Raw genomic sequence first — 16,172 nt, 5'->3', positions numbered from 1 at the left:
AAATACGTGTAAGCAAATTCTAGGTAGCTGCATCAATTTGACGACAGAAAATAGGATATGGTCAAAGATAATTAGAAATAATTTTTAAAATCTCAGGTCATAAAAAAAACAGGTTACTTTAGTTACCATTATTACTTTATATAGTTATCTATATGAATATATTAAGATTAAATACTATTTGTAAAAGTTACTTTTAGGTTACTTTCGAGTTACCAGTAACCCGTTTTTTAGGTTACCAACAGTAACCTATTAACCTTATGATTATTAATAATTATTTGATTTTTTAATTGTCTTGGTAACCCGAAGTAACCTTATAAAAGTTACCAACTATTTTATTAAATATTAATAACTTATATATCACTTTAAAGCTTGGTAACCTAAATTGGACTTTTATTTTTGGACTTATAAAAACAGTAAAATACCTCACATTATTCGATGCCCTTTCTCTTTGCATCAAATCGCATCACTTTGCATCAAAATCAATTCATTAAAACACCTGAAAGCCTTTAAAATATAAGCTTTACACTTGATATCTGCATGCATCAAAAACAAGACATTTAGTAAGTGGGCAGGTGGGAGAGGAGACTGCGCTTGGCTCATGTGAAATTTATTGATATATAAAATTGATTTTAAATAAAACTTATTTTTAAAAATTGAAAGTTCTTTAAGTTTAAAAAGTTCTTTAAGTTTAAAGTAAGAGGATTAAAGATAATTTAATACTTAATAAATTAGATAAAAATGGGAGCCTATGGCTCCCATTTTAATTTCGCATATACATGTATTATGTTAATTTTAAAAAATTATCATAATACAAATTAAGCTGTAGTAAGCGAGCAATACATTTTATGTAACTTGATAGGTAGGATGGAGAGAATCTTTCGAAACTAATACTTCTATACTTTCTAATAATGCGTTGTATTGATTTATATCAACTGACTGAATTTTACGTATAATAGCTTTAGCCGATTTTTGCATTTCAGGTTGTTCAGAGATAGTTCCTCCACGCTCTAGCACGCCTGTCATATGCGAGTATTCATTATGAATTCTATCCGTCAAAGTCTTGTAAATTTGCTCACCCCAAAAACTTTCTAATTGGGAATCAAGTTTGTATGATGGAGAGGGAAACTTATAAAAAGTATAAATTTCTAAAAATTTTCGAGCATTATTTCCGAAATTGTAGAAAAGATGAAAATTTGAATCATCGATTTGATTTACTGTTGCGCACTTATAAATCTGATCAAACAGAAAATTAAATTCTGTTAAAAACTTACTTAAATAAAGAGGCATTTGTCTAATAATTGAAAAGTTATCATTTCTTTGTATTAGAAAATAACTAGCATGTCGCTTTTCTTCTTTAACTAAGCCAATCGAACCATCTGGCGTCGCTCCAGTAAGCCTTCTTAAATACTTTAAAAACTCTAAATTATGAGTAGATATAAATAATTGAGAGAATTTTTTTTCTTTACAGATTCGTTCTTCGATTAGTGAAAAAATAAAGAAAATATGATTACTATCTAAACTGCAAATTGGATCATCAATCCAAATAATCGGACTATCTCCATTGTTTAAAGAGTCCTGAACTTTAGCTAAAAAATAGCAAAAAGCAATCAGACTACATTCACCCTCACTTAAATTATGTGCTTTTACGTTCTTCCCATCTTTAACACGTTGGATTTCAAAGTTGAATACTTTGCCATTTATAGTGTCTGTTTCTATAGCTTCAAGGCTTAAATGTTGATGACCAAAGTCATGATTAAGAATATTATTTATTTGAGCACAAGCTTCACCTTCAGTTTTTAATTTATCTTCTTCACTTTTAATTTGAGCTTCAATAGCAGATTTTCTTATTTCTAAAACTCTTAAAGCTTGTGCTAAAGGTTCAATTGCAAGGAAAGAAGTTTTTATTTCTGTTATTAATAAATTATAATTTATATCTTGTAGAAAATGGTAAATATGATTTAAACGAAGAACTTTTTGTGCTTCTCCTTGTTTTAGTTTAAGTTCACTATTGAGTTGAATACATGAACTTCTTATTTCTGAAATTTTTTGTAGAGTAGTATTTATTTCTAACGAATAGTCAATCGGATATTCCGCATCCAACTTAGTAAAGATTTTTTCATTTTTTTTTCGCAACAACAATTTCAGTTGTTGAATAGAAATTTTTTGCTTGTCTAAGCCTGCTTGTAGATCTGCTTTGAGTTGTAAAAGAATGGTATGATATTGTTTATAATAATTGTTAATATCAATACTTATTTTAAAATTTTCACCATCTATTAAGCTTTCTAAATGTTCAATACCTTTAGATATACGAAATTGAAGTTTTTGAGTTTCTTGATCAAAATGATTTCTTAATTGTGTTTGCCTATCATCAGTAATTTCATTAGTACAAAAAGCACAAGTGGTGCGATCTTTATGTAGGTCATGACCTGTTTGTACCCATGTATTTAAAGAACTATTCTTTACTAATTCTTCAATTTTCTGAGAATCACCAACAATTGTCTTCAAAATTTCATCTGTAGATTGAATAAGAGAAGAAAAATTTAAAGTGTAAGCTGAGAGTTCAGGAGGATTTGCCAATTGCTTTTGTGTTATTAGCGCTTTATTTTCTTCTATTTGATCATTATTTAAAATTATAAAAGCTGAGTCTTGAGTAGAAATTATATCTTGTTTAAGCCTAGTTATAGTGTAATTAATCTCACCAAAAATAGAATATTGACTCTTTATAGAATCAGGCTTTCTTGTTGCTTTGTCTGCCAAAAGATCTTCTAAATATTTCTCTTTTTTTTGGTGTTCTTTTTTTGATTCATCTACTTTGTTTTTTTGATCTTTAATTGCTAAGTGAAGTTCAGACTGAGCATTTTCATCGTTCGAACCTAATTCATTTTTTAACTCTTGAATACGGTTTATTATTTGTTGATTATCACCACCTAAAGTGACAGAAAATGATTCAATATTTTCATCTTCGTTATGAAGAAATTTTAAGTTTTCTTTCACAAAATCTGAGTTGTAAACGTATATTGGGTATTGAAAATTAGATAGATTATTTTGAGTAACATGACTTCCATCATATAACTCAATTTTGAAATTAGGATTTTCATATTTTGAAGATAATTTTTTTGTTTCTAAAGATCTAATAATTTTGGAAAGACTAGTTTTACCAGAATAATTTCTACCATAAAAAATATTGATATCTTTAAAGTCATAAACTTTAGTACTTCCCCCATTTTGATAACTTAAATTGAAAGCCCAATCAAAATTCTTAAAAATTGAAAAATTATCAATTTTTGAAATACGCTTAAATTGCATTTTAACTCCTTAATATTATTAAAATTCAGATATTTATTTGATCAGTATACTTTTTTAATTTTTTTATTCAATAAAAGTGTTCTATAGTTTTAAAAATAAATTAGTGTTTACACCATAAAACAATACGTAAAATTTAGGCAAATTACTTGATGATATGCCTATTTAGCATAATGTTATTACACGGAATATATTTGTAATAATTTTTAAAATCATTTAACAAGCACAATTTGAAAATAAAAAATCCAACAGAATGTTGGTTTTTATGCAAAAATTTTTACATGTTAATAATTTGACTACTGACCGAGAGATAAAAGCTCATAATTTTTAAATTTTATGACCTCAATTCCTAAACTTTCATTGATCTGTTTCAGTAGGTTTTGATAATACACAATTTCATTGTAATAAAAAACTTTAGCTGCTTTTTCAACATCACCAAACCCACCTGCATTTTGAGGAACGACTCCAATGAGTTGAGGTGGTATGCGATGCCCTGCAAGTTGATCATCTCTACTGGCTATTTTAATATTATAAAATTCATCCTTAGCTGCTACTTCAGCCAATGGAATAACTTTAACCCCATCCTTCGTTCCACCAGGTGTATAAACAAGTAAGTTCTTAAAGTTACCTGCCCCTTTTGAGTTTTCCAGAGAATCCTCTAAATCATCAACATCTTGCTGACTTTGTAGGGCATCTGTCATGTGTAAAATAAATCCTGCATGTGCACCATTTTTATAATAACGACGACGGAACAGTGTTGCTGCTTCGTTCAATAAAATCGCATTAACACTACTCAAATAATTGGGCACACCGTAAATTTCTTGACCAATATCGGATTCATAAACATGAATTATATCCTGTGGCGCAAATTGATAATTATTGGTTTGATCCCAATCAAGTTGGTAATAACTAGATAAATCTAAACCACGACGAATATTGAGTGCTGGTCTAGATCCAATTCCAACAATTCCATTAAATCGATTTCTTTTGATATGTGCATAACAGTTTGCAAAGGTCAGAAGATTCAAAGCCAAAGCATTAAAGTCATGCCGACTTAATAAAGGATGAGGAATATAATCGCTGGTCAAGATATTACGTTTTACAATTAAAGCACTGGTATGGTGGCTCGTTGCACGAAATAATTTTGCTGTGGCCAACATGTCATATGGAAGCTCATACCAATCTTGCCATTTAGGACAATAGCCATATTCAAATAGGTCATGCCCGTCTAAAACAGGCTGTGCTTCTCCAAAATTCTTACATATAATTTTACTGGTTGGAGCTGCTGCTGTTTGTTGTATTGGCAACACACGAAAGCGATCCAACTGCTGAGATAGCATAGATTTAAAATTCATGATTTAAATACCTTGATTCGGCTACGTGTAGCGCCATGTTGAGATTGATCAGTGATATCGACAATCGGTGCTCTTTCTAAACCATTCATGATCGCCCAAGCCATATCTCCATGGCCATTTTCTGCAGATCGACTGGTAATTAAAGTTTTGTTGCCACCACCACTGGTTAGTGCTTTTTTGATTGATAAAAATGCTTTTGCTACAGTCAATAAGCCTGCATCAAAATGTAGCCTGCGTTTTTGAAATAACTCTTTTGCACGTAAACCCATGCGAATTTTTAATTCAGGGTTATAGTTCAATCTTGTTAGTGCAGGGAAAAATTTAGACACATGCTCAGAAACAGCAAGACCATTCCCGGTGTTATCAATTCCGATAAATGTGACGTTGTATCGTGCACAAACTTTTTTGATATACAGCGCTTGTTCTTGTGCAGTTTGTCCTTTGAATTGTTTTACTTCTAAGATTCGATAAGGGGATAATGGTGTTTGTGGTGGAGCGATGACCGCTAGTGCTGCATTGTCACCTGTAAACGATGGATCATAACCAAGCCAAACTTCACCCAAGTATGGTTTTTCATCATTGGGGTGAAAGTCATTCCAAATTTCCCAAGAATCCACCATATTCGGTGTGATATCTTTTAAAGGGAAATATGAGCCTGAATCATCAATAAATTCACCATCAAAAAGATTGGCGAATTCTTCATCGCCATATTCTGCAAGTAAATCCTCTCGATCAAATAGATCACAGCCTTTGGCTTCTGCATCATCCAATGTCACAATTTGGCGAGTTTTACGATCCGCACATAACACAGGCATTTTTAGTGCAGTTTTGCTGACGTCAATCTCAATTGGAAGTTTGCGTTTACTGTCAGTACCCGTCCAAAACGCATAGGCTTCATGCAAAATGCTGGATGGCGTCGACATATAAATTTGCTTATACATCTTTTGTGAAGCCATCGCTGAAGCGACTTTTTTGAATTTTAAGAAGTTACGAATCCAAAAGAACTCATCCATGATGACATCACCATGGCGACCTTGTGCTGTAAGCGCATTTGTTCCCAAATAATATAGAGTTGCTTGTCCATTTGGTCCATTGACAACAATTGGATCTCCTGTCAATTCGATGCCAACAACTTCCAAACAAAACGCTTTGATGTACTCAATAAACTGATATGCCTGTGCTCTTGAGGCTGACATAAAAATTTTATTCTTACCTGTTTTTAGTAGGTCAATAAATGCCCATAACGCAATGATAAAAGTCGCACCAATCTGTCGAGATTTTAATAAAATAAAAATTCGAGACCAGGATATGGCATCCATCCATTCCTCTTGGTAAACGAATAAAAAATCTTGAAATGCTTGTTCAAGCAATGCCAAATCATCTTCAGTAATTTGATTTTTAAGTTTGCATTTTTTCGGTTTGTTATTGCGATTTTCTAATTTTGGATTGAGATCTGCTTGTGTACCACCTGCGCGATATTTTTCAATTCGAGCAAAACGTTCAAATTGAATACCAATAAAATCCATTTCTTTATAGTTGGCATTACTTTTATTTTCCATAAAAGTCAGCGCTAAGTATCTAACTTTTAAACCTATCGTTAGATCATCGAATAAATCTGCTTTTTCCCAACTATCACGTTGCTTCCAACTTTCTACCGTTGCCCTATTTTCTTCTAATTGTTTTGAGATTTCAGACACAGTCATGCCCATCGCAAATAGGATTCGTCCATGTTGCCGTGGGTTTAGATTCTCGAAAGTCAAAGGATGTGATGTATTCATGCGCTTAATGTAGCGCTATGTGTTCATTTTCAACGAATAACAAAATCCTGATTAAGCGTTAAACAGGATTTAGATCGTTGCGACCTCCCTGTCATCACAAGCAGACTGCATACATCAGAAACATAGATGGAAATTTAAAGAATGGGACTACCAGGAGAAGGACGTGTAGAAAAACGCTTTCGAGTTGCCCGTGAAGGTCAAACGGTCGATGGTCGTGAATTGAGTCGTCAAGAAATTCAAGACATGGCCGATACATACAATCCGGAGCATTATGCAGGGCGCATCAACATTGAGCATTTTGCTGGCTGGTCACCTGAACCACCATTCAATGCGTATGGCGACATTATCAAAGTTGAAGCAGTTGAAGAAGGTGGAAAACTTTGTCTTTACAACACAATTTCTGCCTTACCAAATTTTGTGGCCATGAATAAAAATGGACAGAAAATCTTTCCCTCAATTGAGTTTTATCGCAATTTTGCAGGGACCAATAAAGCCTATCAAGTCGGCCTTGGCATGACTGATCAACCTGCATCACTGGGAACTCAAGCCATTAAGTTTTCATCAAATCAATTTTCTTTACGCACTCAACCCGATTCGGAGATTTACATGTCACTGACAGCTCCAACTGAAAATAACTCAGTTCCAACCGATCAAAAAGGTTTCTTAGAACAACTCAAATCATTAATCACGCCAGCAAAGCCGACTGAAAGTGATGATGAGTTTAAAACGGTGGTTACTCAAGGTCTTGTTGCTGTGTTCGCATCAATCAAAGACTTAAATGAGAAATTCAGCGCATTGAGTCCTGCACCAGTAGCGACTACAACACCTGTGACTCAAACCACAGATCAACCTGCAGCTGCGCCACAGACTGTTCAAACTAATCCGTCAGACGCTCTAGGCAAAGCTCTCGAACCAATTTTGCAATCGCTTAAAGGTTTAGAAACTTCATTTACTCAACTTTCAACGACTCCAGTAAATCTTCCACCTGCAGCTGCAGGCGGTGATGCTGACCGTGTTGATTATTAATTAAGGAATTTATCAATTATGTCAGTCGTTCTAAATCCCCTTGCACGTACAAAATTAACCGCTTATATGGCTGATATTGCCCGTGCCAATGCGGTTGAAAATGTCGTTAATACTTTTGCCGTTCAGCCTGTACCTGAACAAAAAATCATTGCTGCGTATCAACAACAAGCCGACTTTTTAAAATTAATTAATATGTTTCCAGTGGATAACGCCAGTGGTGAAAAAATTGGTTTAAATGTTGGTATCCGAATTGCAGGCACAACCGATACCCGGGTCAAAGCGCGTGAACCAGGATATGTCGGTTCATTGGATTTATTGGATACATATCTATGTACACAAACCAACTATGACGTTGCCTATCGTTGGGTGCTATTAAATGCTTGGAAACATCATCCCAATTTTAAAGCACAACTCCAAACGATGGTGATTAACGCCATCGCACTTGATAAGTTGTGTATTGGCTTTAATGGTGTATATCGTGCGCCAACTTCTGACCGTGTGGCTAATCCCCTATTACAAGATGTTAAAAAAGGATGGCTGCAAAAAATTCGTGAAAATGCGCCTGAGCAAAATTATGCCGGTGTTGATGATGGGACAGGCAAACTAGTCCTCAAAGTTGGTGCAGGCAATGAGTTCAAAACTATTGATGGTCTTGTCGAGTTTGCTGTTGAAGAATATATCGCTGAACAGCATCGTGAAAGTGGCTTAATTGCAATTTGTGGACGTGGCATTCTCAGCGATAAATATTTACCGTTGCTGAATACCATTCAAGATCCAACAGAACAACTGGCAGCACGTTCAATCTATGCAAACAAACAATTGGGTACGTTAAAAGCGATGCACGTTCCTGGTTTCCCACCCAAAACAATCTTAATCACACATCCTAAAAACCTCTCAATTTATCTGCAGTCAGGCACATTGGTACGTTCAATCACGGAAGAGCCTCAATGGGATCGAGCTGTAGATTGGCAATCGGTGAATGAAGACTTTGTCGTCGAAGATTACACACGTTGTGTTTTGTTAGAAAACATTGAGGTACAAGACTAATGGCAACGAATTCAATGCGTGAGCATCGTGAAAAGATGCTCGCAATCAAAGCGCAACAACAAGCAAAAAGCCAAGATCCACGCTTAAAAAGTAAATCGGTCATTATGGGCTTTGATCCAGCTTCACCTGAAGGCGATAAAACCGTAATCGTTCCACCATCACCAACGGCAAATATTGAATTACGTTTGTTCAATCACATGAACCAATTGAAAGAAAATAAATCAATTCAAGATCGTATTGAAATGAAAAAGCAATGGTTGCCAGAATATTTGGGTTACATCGATGGTTGCCTAGCTGTTTCCCCTTCAGCTCAAAATACAACATTAGTGACTTTAATGATTTGGGCCATCGATGCTGGTGAATATGAACTCGCGGTTCGTATTGCTGAATATGCAATTTTGAATGAAATGGTGATGCCTGAAGGCTACAGCCGTGGCATTGCCGAATTCGTTACAGAGCAATCTGCTAGTGATTTTATTGATGATTCCGAATTAGCCGTCGCTCATGCTGAATTGATTAAAAAAATCATCGAGCTGGGTGTCGGTGAACAAATGGTCGATGAGGTCCGTGCCAAAATTTTCCGTGCGTTAGGGGATGCATTAAACGAGGCTCAGCCTGTTGAAGCCCTAATTGCGTATAAAAATGCTTTGCGCCTCAATAGTAAAGTTGGCTGTAAAAAAGATTTAACAGCCCTCGAAAAACGATTGAATAAGCAAACAACCGAGTCGTCTCCCGACGCCACTGTCGGCTCGCAGGCTGATACATCTGCAGATCAAACTGCCGATGCCTCAGTACCTGCGTCCACCGACTCCACCACGGCTGCGGAGTAGGTCAAATGTTACTAAATGCACCTGTACCTGATAATGAAGTCGAAAATCCTGATCCAATGCGTCCCAATGTCAGTATTTTAGATTTGTTGGGTCAGGTCCGTTTAGACAAATCCCAAGGCGAAGTACTGCTGACTGAAAAAATCATGCTCGCCATGGATAACATTAATGATCAAACACTTTTACTTAATATCGAAACTGATACTCAAATTCGATATTACAAACGTGCAGTTTGCTATGAAGCAGCTGCACTGATTTGTGAAGATAATTTAGATTTTGATACCACAACAACGGGACAAACCCGTGGTGAAAATCAACAAGTTAAAACGCAAGCTTTACGTCGAACAGTGAATTACAGCATCGGTAAATTAATCAGTAAAGGCAGACCAAAACGTAACCGAGTAAAACTGATATGAATCAGATCAAAGCAATGCAAAACGATACTTTTGATTCAATCGCTTACCGTTACTACGGCAATCAGTCGGTGGTCATGTTACCTGCATTGCTTGAAGCAAACTCAAATTTGCAACAAGTGGTTTTACAAGAACACCAAGTTATTAACTTACCGGAGCTGGTACAAGCTCAACGGCTTCAGACAATTAAATTATGGGATTAGTTATGTTTGAACACTTAACATTCCTCAAGGGGAAAACGATGAATGATCCGCTGTCAATTAAGGGGTTACCATGGCTTTTTAAAATTATTGCAGCGATCATGGGCGCGATTCTCGCCTTGATTTTAAGTGGTGATATTGACACCCAAGGTCGTATAAAAATCACCGTTGGTGTGATTTTAAAATTTTCGATTAGCGTAACCATCAGTTTATATGGTGGTGCTGCTTGCATTGAATATTATCAATTACAGCAATACTCACATATGGCTCAAGGTTTTGTGATGTTACTTTTTGCCGTGTTTGGCATGTTGCTGATTGGTATTTGGTATCAATCTATGCAGTTACTCAAAGGTAAAACCTTTAGCGAAATTATTGCTGAAGTTAAAGCTGCTTTTGCTGCAATGTTCAATAAATAAGGAAATCATCATGTCACTTACATTTGATCAAGCCTTTGAACGTCTCATTGGCCATGAAGGTAAATTTACAAATGATCGTCAAGACCGTGGCAATTGGACGACTGGTGTAATTGGTAAAGGTCAACTCAACGGCACAAAGTATGGTATTTCTGCCATGACTTATCCTGATTTAGATATTAAAAGTTTAAGCCTTGAACAAGCCAAAAATATTTATAAACGAGATTGGTGGGACAAGATCAATGCCGAACAAATCGATTCTTCCCTTGTTTTTCAAGTTTGGGATTTTGCCATTAATGCAGGCATGGGAACCGCCAAACGTAAACTACAATTGGCTGTAGGCGTGTTAGATGATGGCATCATCGGAAACTTAACAATTCAAGCCATCAATAAAGCTGATTTGAATGATATTTTATTGAAATTCAATGCAGAACGATTGAAATATTATACAAGTTTAAGCACTTGGTCACGCTATGGAAAAGGTTGGACCTTACGTGTTGCAAGTCAGTTAAATTATGCAGCAATGGATAATTAAATCATGATCGCCTTGATCGGTTTAAAAACATTTTTGCAAGAAAAATTGCCGAGTATGACTGCAGACAAATGTCATTTATTTATTGTGAATGGCACACAAGCAAAAGGTTATATGGATTATACCGTTCGGCTTTTATTTCTTGATTATCGCTTAGACCCGATTGAAGTCATCCTGCTAATTCGGAGTTGGCTTAAATCTCAAAACCTACATTTAGACACCACGGGCAATGATCTACAAATTTCATTTAGTTCTGAAATTATTGATAAAGATACCTTTGACCTTGAAGTTGACTTTCCTCAGCGCGATAAAGTGGTAATAGAAGACCAGGGTTATCATATTTGCCCTGAGCTAGTATGGAGTGATTTACAAGGTGGATTCATTCCAAAAGGATCAGAATAATGAAGTCTTTTGCTGCCTTAAATCGTTGGTTTGATCAATTATTTAAACATCTAGAACCATCTCAACGTCGCGAATTGATGCGTCGTTTGGCTCAAGGATTAAGAATACGATCTAAAGACAGAATTAGTCAGCAAAGAGATCCAAATGGTAATCGTTTTACGCCAAGAAAAAGAGATCAAATTGGAAGTATTAAACGTAAAGGTGCCATGTTCAAAAAGAATGGCCAACAATTAAAAACAGAATATTCAGCCGATAAAGCTTCAGTAGGTTTTGGTGGACGTACAGCCCAAATTGCGAAAGTGCACCATGAGGGGAAAACGATCCGCCCTACTGATCATGCAAAACCAACTAAATATCCAATTCGTGAATTGGTTGGTTTTAGTCAAGAAGATTTAAAATATATTGAAATTGAGTTAAATAATTATTTTAATTTTCAATAAATTTGATATTATTTTTATAAAATATAGAGATGTAACAATGAAATTTATTTTTGAGCAAATTTTCTATGAAATTCGAAATTCAGCACTAGCACGTATATCTTTTTATTATGTTTTAGCAATGATTATTCTGATTTCAGCCACTTTCTTTTTTTCAAAATTCTATCCAGATATATTTTATTCTAACTATAAAATTTTTCGTTGGATTTTTTATATAGCTTCTGGAATTACAGCTACTTTATTATTTTTCAATTATTTAAATATTAGCAGTTTCAACACATCATTCTTAGAAAATGAAGTACATAGTTTAAGTAAAAAAGTTAATCAATTAGCCAATAAAACCAATGAAGTCGCTGATAATTCTATTAATAATATTATTACAGCCGAGGAAAAAAATCTTATACTCAGTAAAATCCAGCTAAATATTGAAAATGGGTTGACAAATGAATATTTCAAAAAGTTACAAGATAACCTTAAAAAAAATAACATAGAAGATGAAATTCAAGAAAACATCATTAAATCAATAGCTAGATTAAATATAGAAACATTAAGTTTAAATAAAAGAGGAAATGTAAATCTTTTTATTGGGTTAATTCTAAGTATTATTGGATTAGCAATTTTAGGTGCAGCAATTCATAATTATTATCCACCAAAAAACTTAACAGAATTATTCATTGAAATTACTCCAAGAACTGTGTTTGTTATACTAGTCGAAGTTTTTTCTTATTTTTTCTTAAATTTATATAGAAAAAGCTTAGATGAAATAAAATATTATCAAAATGAAATAACAAACCTTGAAGCAAAATATCTATCCTTGAAAGTATCTATATCATTAAATAACCACAAAATAATCGGAAATATTTTAGATAACTTAATAAAAACAGAGCGGAACTTCATTCTTGAAAATGATCAAACGACTATTGAACTTGAGAAGGAACGTATTAACTCTAATAATACCAATAATACTCTTAAAACAATTAAGGATATATTTAAAAGTAGAGAATAATGGTAAAGAAATCATTATTACCAATTTCAAGATTCCTGATTAAGCGCTAAACAGGATTCAATTCCTCGCACTTTAAAAACAAAATGCCCATGATTTCAAGCATGGGCATTTTTACGTTTAAATCATCATGAGCAATCAACTTTTACGGCAATTTCAAAATCTTTCCAGTATTGGAACTGTAATAGCGGTCGATGCTTCAGCATGGAAAATTCGCTTAAAAATTGATGAAAATGAGACTGATTGGATTCCTATTCCGACCATTGCTGCAGGCGTTGTTAAAATTTGGCGCTGTCCATCGATCGGAGAACAATTTTCAGTTTCAGCACAAGGCGGTGAGCTGACTAATTCGGTACCGCAAATCAGTTTGTTTTCTGAAGATTTTCCTCCCCCAAGCGTAGACCCTGACGAGGTTTACATTCAATTAGGTGATCATTCGTTTGTTGTCAATGTCGCTTCAGGCGAAGCCATTTTTAAATTAAGCAAATGCACCTTTGATGTTCCTGAAACTGAATTTACTGGTCAGGTCAAAATTCAAAAAAAATTGGACGTTACGGAAGGCATCCACGCCCAACAAGATATCACCTCTGATACGGATGTCATCGCCCAAAACATTAGCTTAACTACACATAAAACTCTAGGTGTGAAAGGTGGTACAGACACTTCAGGAGGACCAACTCAATGAAAGGTATGCATCGAAACACTGGTAAAGCAATTACTGATAATGATTCATTTCCTGAGCATTTATATCAATCTATGCATGACATTTTAAGCACTTTGATCGGCACTAGATTATGTCGAAGAAATTACGGCTCACTTGTTCCGCATCTGATTGATCAACCCTGTAATGACTTTACCAAGCTTCAGATTATGAATGCCTCAGCGACTGCACTGATTCGCTTTGAGCCTCGCATCAAAATTAGTCAAGTTCAAGTTAGCCAAGCTGCTGCTGTTGTGGGCTATTGGCTGATTACCATTCTAGGCAATATCAAGACCATTACAGGTACTCAAACAGTTAAACAAGAATTTCTAATCGGGGCAGCTACATGAGTTCAAATCGTATCGATCTTTCTGCTTTACCCTTTCCAAATGTTATAGAGCAGCTCGACTTTGAAGCAGAGTTAGATGCCTGCAAACAGGATCTCATCGCAAGAGATCCGGAACTAGCGCCAGTATTAAATTTTGAAAGTGAGCCAATCGTTAAGGTTCTTGAAACCTTTGCTTATCGCTTATTGCTTAAAACGTCTCAGATTAATGCAAAAGCAAAAGCACTCATGTTGGCATATGCAAAAGGCGCAGATTTAGACCATTTAGCAGCTAACCGTAATGTTTATCGAAAAACAATTATAGAAGCAGATCCTACCGCAAACCCACCGATTGAAGCGGTTATGGAAGATGACGAGGATTTGCGTCGTCGAGTTCAATTAGAACCTGAAAGTAAATCTGCAGGTTCAGTCGGTGCATATCAATTTTGGGGTTTAGGTGCACATGGCCATGTTAAGGATATCGCGGTAGAAACGCCTGCAGCTGGATACGTTGATATATTTGTACAAAGTCATATTGATGATGTTGCGCCTCAAACTTTACTCAATATTGTCGATGTCGCATTAGATCCTGGTACTAAGCGTCCGTTTACAGATGCTGTAACTATAAAAGCAGCCACACCTTTTGAATGGGCAGTAAACGCCACTTTAGTTTTATTCCCTGGTCCTGATTCTGCAGTGGTTCAAACGGCTGCTGAAGAGGCACTCAACACCTACATTAAAATGGTTAATGCTTTGGGGTATGACGTCACGCGCAGCGGAATTTTTCACGCTCTACATGTGGCAGGTGTACAAAATGTCATTTTGACTTCGCCAGCGAGTGACATCATTTTAGCCAAAAGCCGGTATGCAAAATGTATTGGCACAACGCTAACAATTACGGAGTTTCGCGATGTCTAAACTCTTGCCTCCAAACGCCACAAAACTTGAAAAAAATATTGAGCAGCTTGGTGAAAAAATTACTGCACTTCCCGTCCCTTTTGTTGATTTACATCGTATTCATCTTTGCCCTGTTGCTCACTTACCTTGGCTTGCATGGGAGCACCGTGTCGAGTATTGGCAGCCTAACTGGGCCGAATCACAAAAGCGTAATGCAATCACAGAAAGTAAGGCTTTCAATGCGCAACGTGGCACCCGATCTTCCATTGAAAGTTTACTTTCAACTGTCGTCCCACAATTCCAATTAACCCCTTGGCATGCACTCAATCCGAGACAACCGCCATTTACTTTTATAGTGAATATTCCTACTAGTTACCTGCTAACAATTGACCAATTACTTCAAGTATTAACCGCCATTGAAGCAACAAAATCGGCAAGAGATGCTTATTCAATCACGGCAAAAGTTAAAACAGAAAGTCATTTTAATGTTGTCGGTGCGTCACATACGGGCGCAACCGTTTATTTATCTACAATTTAATAAGGTTTAAATTATGGCTGCAAAATACTATGTCGCTTTGACTGAGTACGGTTCATCATTGATTGCTCAAGCTCATAATGTTGTAAGCATTCAACTCACTGCAATGGTGATTGGTGATGCAAATAATCAACCTTATGAACCTATTGACCAAAAAAGCCGAACATCTTTAGTCAATGAACGTGCAAGAGTTCCTATTCAATCTGTTGAAGTACTAGGGCAAACTGCACGAGTCTCTGCCACGATTGAAGCAAATATCGGTGGTTTCAATATGCATGAATATGGCTTTATCGATGCCACTGGCCAACTGGTTTATATTGGTAATTATCATGGCGCATACAAACCGGTGATTGCTGAAGGTGCAGGTGGTGAACTTGAAATTGTCACCGAAATTAAAGCTGATTCAGGCGCTCAGGTTTTAGTCGAAATTGATTCCCACGTTGTCACTGCAAATAAACAATGGGTTTTAGATCAAATCAATAGTTTAAAAGAAACCATTTTAAGCCGACATGATATTGCCATTGGCGATCCATTCATCACCACAATCTTATTCAATAATTCAGATGCAGTGAATAAACATAAAGGATATGGCGAATGGCAAAAGTCGGGTGATGGTCATGCCCTGGTCAGCCGTGCCCTAGAAAGTAATGAACTTGCGCCTAGTTTTATGAAAGTAATAGGCAACACCGGGGGCGAATATACCCATAAATTAAGCATTGAAGAATTACCAAAACATCGCATTAATATCGATGCAACAACAACCGACAGCCCTGGTACTGCACGTCCTTCATTTAATTTTTCAACAGATAAGCCTGCTGACTTGAAAACTAACGAGATTGGTGGCGATAAAGCCCATAATATCGTGCAAAAATCTATGGTGGTCGATGTTTGGATTCGTACTGCATAAAAGCAAAATCCTGATTAAGACTTAAACTGGATTGTTCTTATAGAATATTAAAATCTCAAACCGCATGATGAC

18 protein-coding genes are annotated in these 16,172 nt (G+C 35.7%); 15 read left to right on the top strand and 3 right to left on the bottom strand.

The genetic code is table 11. The annotated features are described in order from the left end of the window. Window positions 1-843 precede the first annotated feature (843 nt). The 3 genes from AS4_RS03355 to AS4_RS03345 all read right to left on the bottom strand — a co-directional run bounded on the left by AS4_RS03355 (window position 844) and on the right by AS4_RS03345 (window position 6,436). On the bottom strand, window positions 844-3,306 hold the full coding sequence (locus tag AS4_RS03355) for an AAA family ATPase (RefSeq protein ID WP_096733122.1): 2,463 nt from the start codon (window positions 3,304-3,306) through the stop codon (window positions 844-846). Between the two features lie 293 nt (window positions 3,307-3,599). Next, window positions 3,600-4,658 carry a phage portal protein gene (locus tag AS4_RS03350; protein ID WP_096733120.1) on the bottom strand — a complete coding sequence of 353 codons (1,059 nt, stop codon included), beginning with the start codon at window positions 4,656-4,658 and terminating at the stop codon, window positions 3,600-3,602. Then, window positions 4,655-6,436: a terminase large subunit domain-containing protein gene (locus AS4_RS03345; RefSeq protein WP_096733118.1), complete on the bottom strand. Its 1,782-nt coding sequence runs from the start codon at window positions 6,434-6,436 to the stop codon at window positions 4,655-4,657. The genes AS4_RS03350 and AS4_RS03345 overlap by 4 nt, the downstream gene beginning before the upstream one ends. 141 nt (window positions 6,437-6,577) lie before the next feature. Here AS4_RS03345 and AS4_RS03340 point away from each other — a divergent pair, with 141 nt between their 5' ends. The 15 genes from AS4_RS03340 to AS4_RS03270 all read left to right on the top strand — a co-directional run bounded on the left by AS4_RS03340 (window position 6,578) and on the right by AS4_RS03270 (window position 16,100). Next, entirely contained in the window at window positions 6,578-7,462 is an 885-nt protein-coding gene (locus AS4_RS03340; RefSeq protein ID WP_096733116.1) for a GPO family capsid scaffolding protein, read from the top strand. Window positions 7,463-7,480: 18 nt separating this feature from the next. Further along, window positions 7,481-8,509 (top strand): phage major capsid protein, P2 family, encoded by a 1,029-nt coding sequence (locus AS4_RS03335; RefSeq protein ID WP_096733114.1) that lies wholly within the window; start codon window positions 7,481-7,483, stop codon window positions 8,507-8,509. Next, complete coding sequence (gene gpM, locus AS4_RS03330) at window positions 8,509-9,339, top strand: phage terminase small subunit (protein ID WP_096733112.1); 831 nt, start codon at window positions 8,509-8,511, stop codon at window positions 9,337-9,339. The genes AS4_RS03335 and gpM overlap by 1 nt, the downstream gene beginning before the upstream one ends. A gap of 5 nt (window positions 9,340-9,344) precedes the next feature. After that, a complete protein-coding gene (locus AS4_RS03325; protein ID WP_096733109.1) occupies window positions 9,345-9,752 on the top strand; it encodes a head completion/stabilization protein in 408 nt (135 codons plus the stop codon). Beyond that, the gene (locus AS4_RS03320) at window positions 9,749-9,952 is read left to right on the top strand and encodes a tail protein X (RefSeq protein WP_096733107.1); all 204 of its coding nucleotides are present in this window, start codon (window positions 9,749-9,751) and stop codon (window positions 9,950-9,952) included. The genes AS4_RS03325 and AS4_RS03320 overlap by 4 nt, the downstream gene beginning before the upstream one ends. 38 nt (window positions 9,953-9,990) lie before the next feature. Further along, window positions 9,991-10,365, top strand: coding sequence for a hypothetical protein (locus AS4_RS03315; RefSeq protein ID WP_096733105.1), 375 nt, complete (start codon window positions 9,991-9,993; stop codon window positions 10,363-10,365). 10 nt (window positions 10,366-10,375) lie between these two features. Then, complete coding sequence (locus AS4_RS03310) at window positions 10,376-10,897, top strand: glycoside hydrolase family 108 protein (RefSeq protein WP_096733103.1); 522 nt, start codon at window positions 10,376-10,378, stop codon at window positions 10,895-10,897. Between the two features lie 3 nt (window positions 10,898-10,900). Continuing rightward, window positions 10,901-11,296, top strand: coding sequence for a phage tail protein (locus tag AS4_RS03305; protein WP_096733101.1), 396 nt, complete (start codon window positions 10,901-10,903; stop codon window positions 11,294-11,296). Next, window positions 11,296-11,736 (top strand): phage virion morphogenesis protein, encoded by a 441-nt coding sequence (locus tag AS4_RS03300; RefSeq protein ID WP_096733099.1) that lies wholly within the window; start codon window positions 11,296-11,298, stop codon window positions 11,734-11,736. The genes AS4_RS03305 and AS4_RS03300 overlap by 1 nt, the downstream gene beginning before the upstream one ends. 37 nt (window positions 11,737-11,773) lie before the next feature. Continuing rightward, window positions 11,774-12,739 carry a hypothetical protein gene (locus AS4_RS03295; RefSeq protein ID WP_096733097.1) on the top strand — a complete coding sequence of 322 codons (966 nt, stop codon included), beginning with the start codon at window positions 11,774-11,776 and terminating at the stop codon, window positions 12,737-12,739. Between the two features lie 127 nt (window positions 12,740-12,866). Continuing rightward, the gene (locus AS4_RS03290; protein WP_227548119.1) at window positions 12,867-13,421 is read left to right on the top strand and encodes a phage baseplate assembly protein V; all 555 of its coding nucleotides are present in this window, start codon (window positions 12,867-12,869) and stop codon (window positions 13,419-13,421) included. Further along, window positions 13,418-13,786, top strand: a complete 369-nt coding sequence (locus AS4_RS03285; RefSeq protein ID WP_096733093.1) for a GPW/gp25 family protein — start codon at window positions 13,418-13,420, stop codon at window positions 13,784-13,786. The genes AS4_RS03290 and AS4_RS03285 overlap by 4 nt, the downstream gene beginning before the upstream one ends. Further along, window positions 13,783-14,679 (top strand): baseplate assembly protein, encoded by an 897-nt coding sequence (locus AS4_RS03280; protein WP_096733091.1) that lies wholly within the window; start codon window positions 13,783-13,785, stop codon window positions 14,677-14,679. The genes AS4_RS03285 and AS4_RS03280 overlap by 4 nt, the downstream gene beginning before the upstream one ends. Further along, window positions 14,672-15,196, top strand: coding sequence for a phage tail protein I (locus AS4_RS03275; RefSeq protein ID WP_096733089.1), 525 nt, complete (start codon window positions 14,672-14,674; stop codon window positions 15,194-15,196). Before AS4_RS03280 ends, AS4_RS03275 begins: the two co-directional genes overlap by 8 nt. A gap of 13 nt (window positions 15,197-15,209) precedes the next feature. After that, window positions 15,210-16,100, top strand: coding sequence for a phage tail protein (locus AS4_RS03270; protein ID WP_096733087.1), 891 nt, complete (start codon window positions 15,210-15,212; stop codon window positions 16,098-16,100). Window positions 16,101-16,172 lie beyond the last annotated feature (72 nt).

Origin of the sequence: Acinetobacter guillouiae (assembly GCF_002370525.2) — a bacterium.
In the GTDB taxonomy this organism is placed as follows: Bacteria; Pseudomonadota; Gammaproteobacteria; order Pseudomonadales; family Moraxellaceae; genus Acinetobacter; species Acinetobacter guillouiae.
Note: the sequence above shows the minus strand (reverse complement) of the source record. Positions and strands in the feature narration are given on the sequence as shown.

What these genes read in the sequence shown, in the direction of transcription:
- AS4_RS03320 (WP_096733107.1), top strand. Translation starts at nt 9,749, where the DNA reads ATGAATCAGATCAAAGCAATGCAAAACGATACTTTTGATTCAATCGCT.
- AS4_RS03300 (WP_096733099.1), top strand. Translation starts at nt 11,296, where the DNA reads ATGAAGTCTTTTGCTGCCTTAAATCGTTGGTTTGATCAATTATTTAAA.
- AS4_RS03280 (WP_096733091.1), top strand. Translation starts at nt 13,783, where the DNA reads ATGAGTTCAAATCGTATCGATCTTTCTGCTTTACCCTTTCCAAATGTT.
- AS4_RS03310 (WP_096733103.1), top strand. Translation starts at nt 10,376, where the DNA reads ATGTCACTTACATTTGATCAAGCCTTTGAACGTCTCATTGGCCATGAA.
- AS4_RS03355 (WP_096733122.1), bottom strand. Translation starts at nt 3,306, where the DNA reads ATGCAATTTAAGCGTATTTCAAAAATTGATAATTTTTCAATTTTTAAG.
- AS4_RS03295 (WP_096733097.1), top strand. Translation starts at nt 11,774, where the DNA reads ATGAAATTTATTTTTGAGCAAATTTTCTATGAAATTCGAAATTCAGCA.
- AS4_RS03270 (WP_096733087.1), top strand. Translation starts at nt 15,210, where the DNA reads ATGGCTGCAAAATACTATGTCGCTTTGACTGAGTACGGTTCATCATTG.
- AS4_RS03305 (WP_096733101.1), top strand. Translation starts at nt 10,901, where the DNA reads ATGATCGCCTTGATCGGTTTAAAAACATTTTTGCAAGAAAAATTGCCG.
- AS4_RS03335 (WP_096733114.1), top strand. Translation starts at nt 7,481, where the DNA reads ATGTCAGTCGTTCTAAATCCCCTTGCACGTACAAAATTAACCGCTTAT.
- AS4_RS03285 (WP_096733093.1), top strand. Translation starts at nt 13,418, where the DNA reads ATGAAAGGTATGCATCGAAACACTGGTAAAGCAATTACTGATAATGAT.
- AS4_RS03275 (WP_096733089.1), top strand. Translation starts at nt 14,672, where the DNA reads ATGTCTAAACTCTTGCCTCCAAACGCCACAAAACTTGAAAAAAATATT.
- AS4_RS03340 (WP_096733116.1), top strand. Translation starts at nt 6,578, where the DNA reads ATGGGACTACCAGGAGAAGGACGTGTAGAAAAACGCTTTCGAGTTGCC.
- AS4_RS03345 (WP_096733118.1), bottom strand. Translation starts at nt 6,436, where the DNA reads ATGAATACATCACATCCTTTGACTTTCGAGAATCTAAACCCACGGCAA.
- AS4_RS03315 (WP_096733105.1), top strand. Translation starts at nt 9,991, where the DNA reads ATGAATGATCCGCTGTCAATTAAGGGGTTACCATGGCTTTTTAAAATT.
- gpM (WP_096733112.1), top strand. Translation starts at nt 8,509, where the DNA reads ATGGCAACGAATTCAATGCGTGAGCATCGTGAAAAGATGCTCGCAATC.
- AS4_RS03325 (WP_096733109.1), top strand. Translation starts at nt 9,345, where the DNA reads ATGTTACTAAATGCACCTGTACCTGATAATGAAGTCGAAAATCCTGAT.
- AS4_RS03350 (WP_096733120.1), bottom strand. Translation starts at nt 4,658, where the DNA reads ATGAATTTTAAATCTATGCTATCTCAGCAGTTGGATCGCTTTCGTGTG.
- AS4_RS03290 (WP_227548119.1), top strand. Translation starts at nt 12,867, where the DNA reads ATGAGCAATCAACTTTTACGGCAATTTCAAAATCTTTCCAGTATTGGA.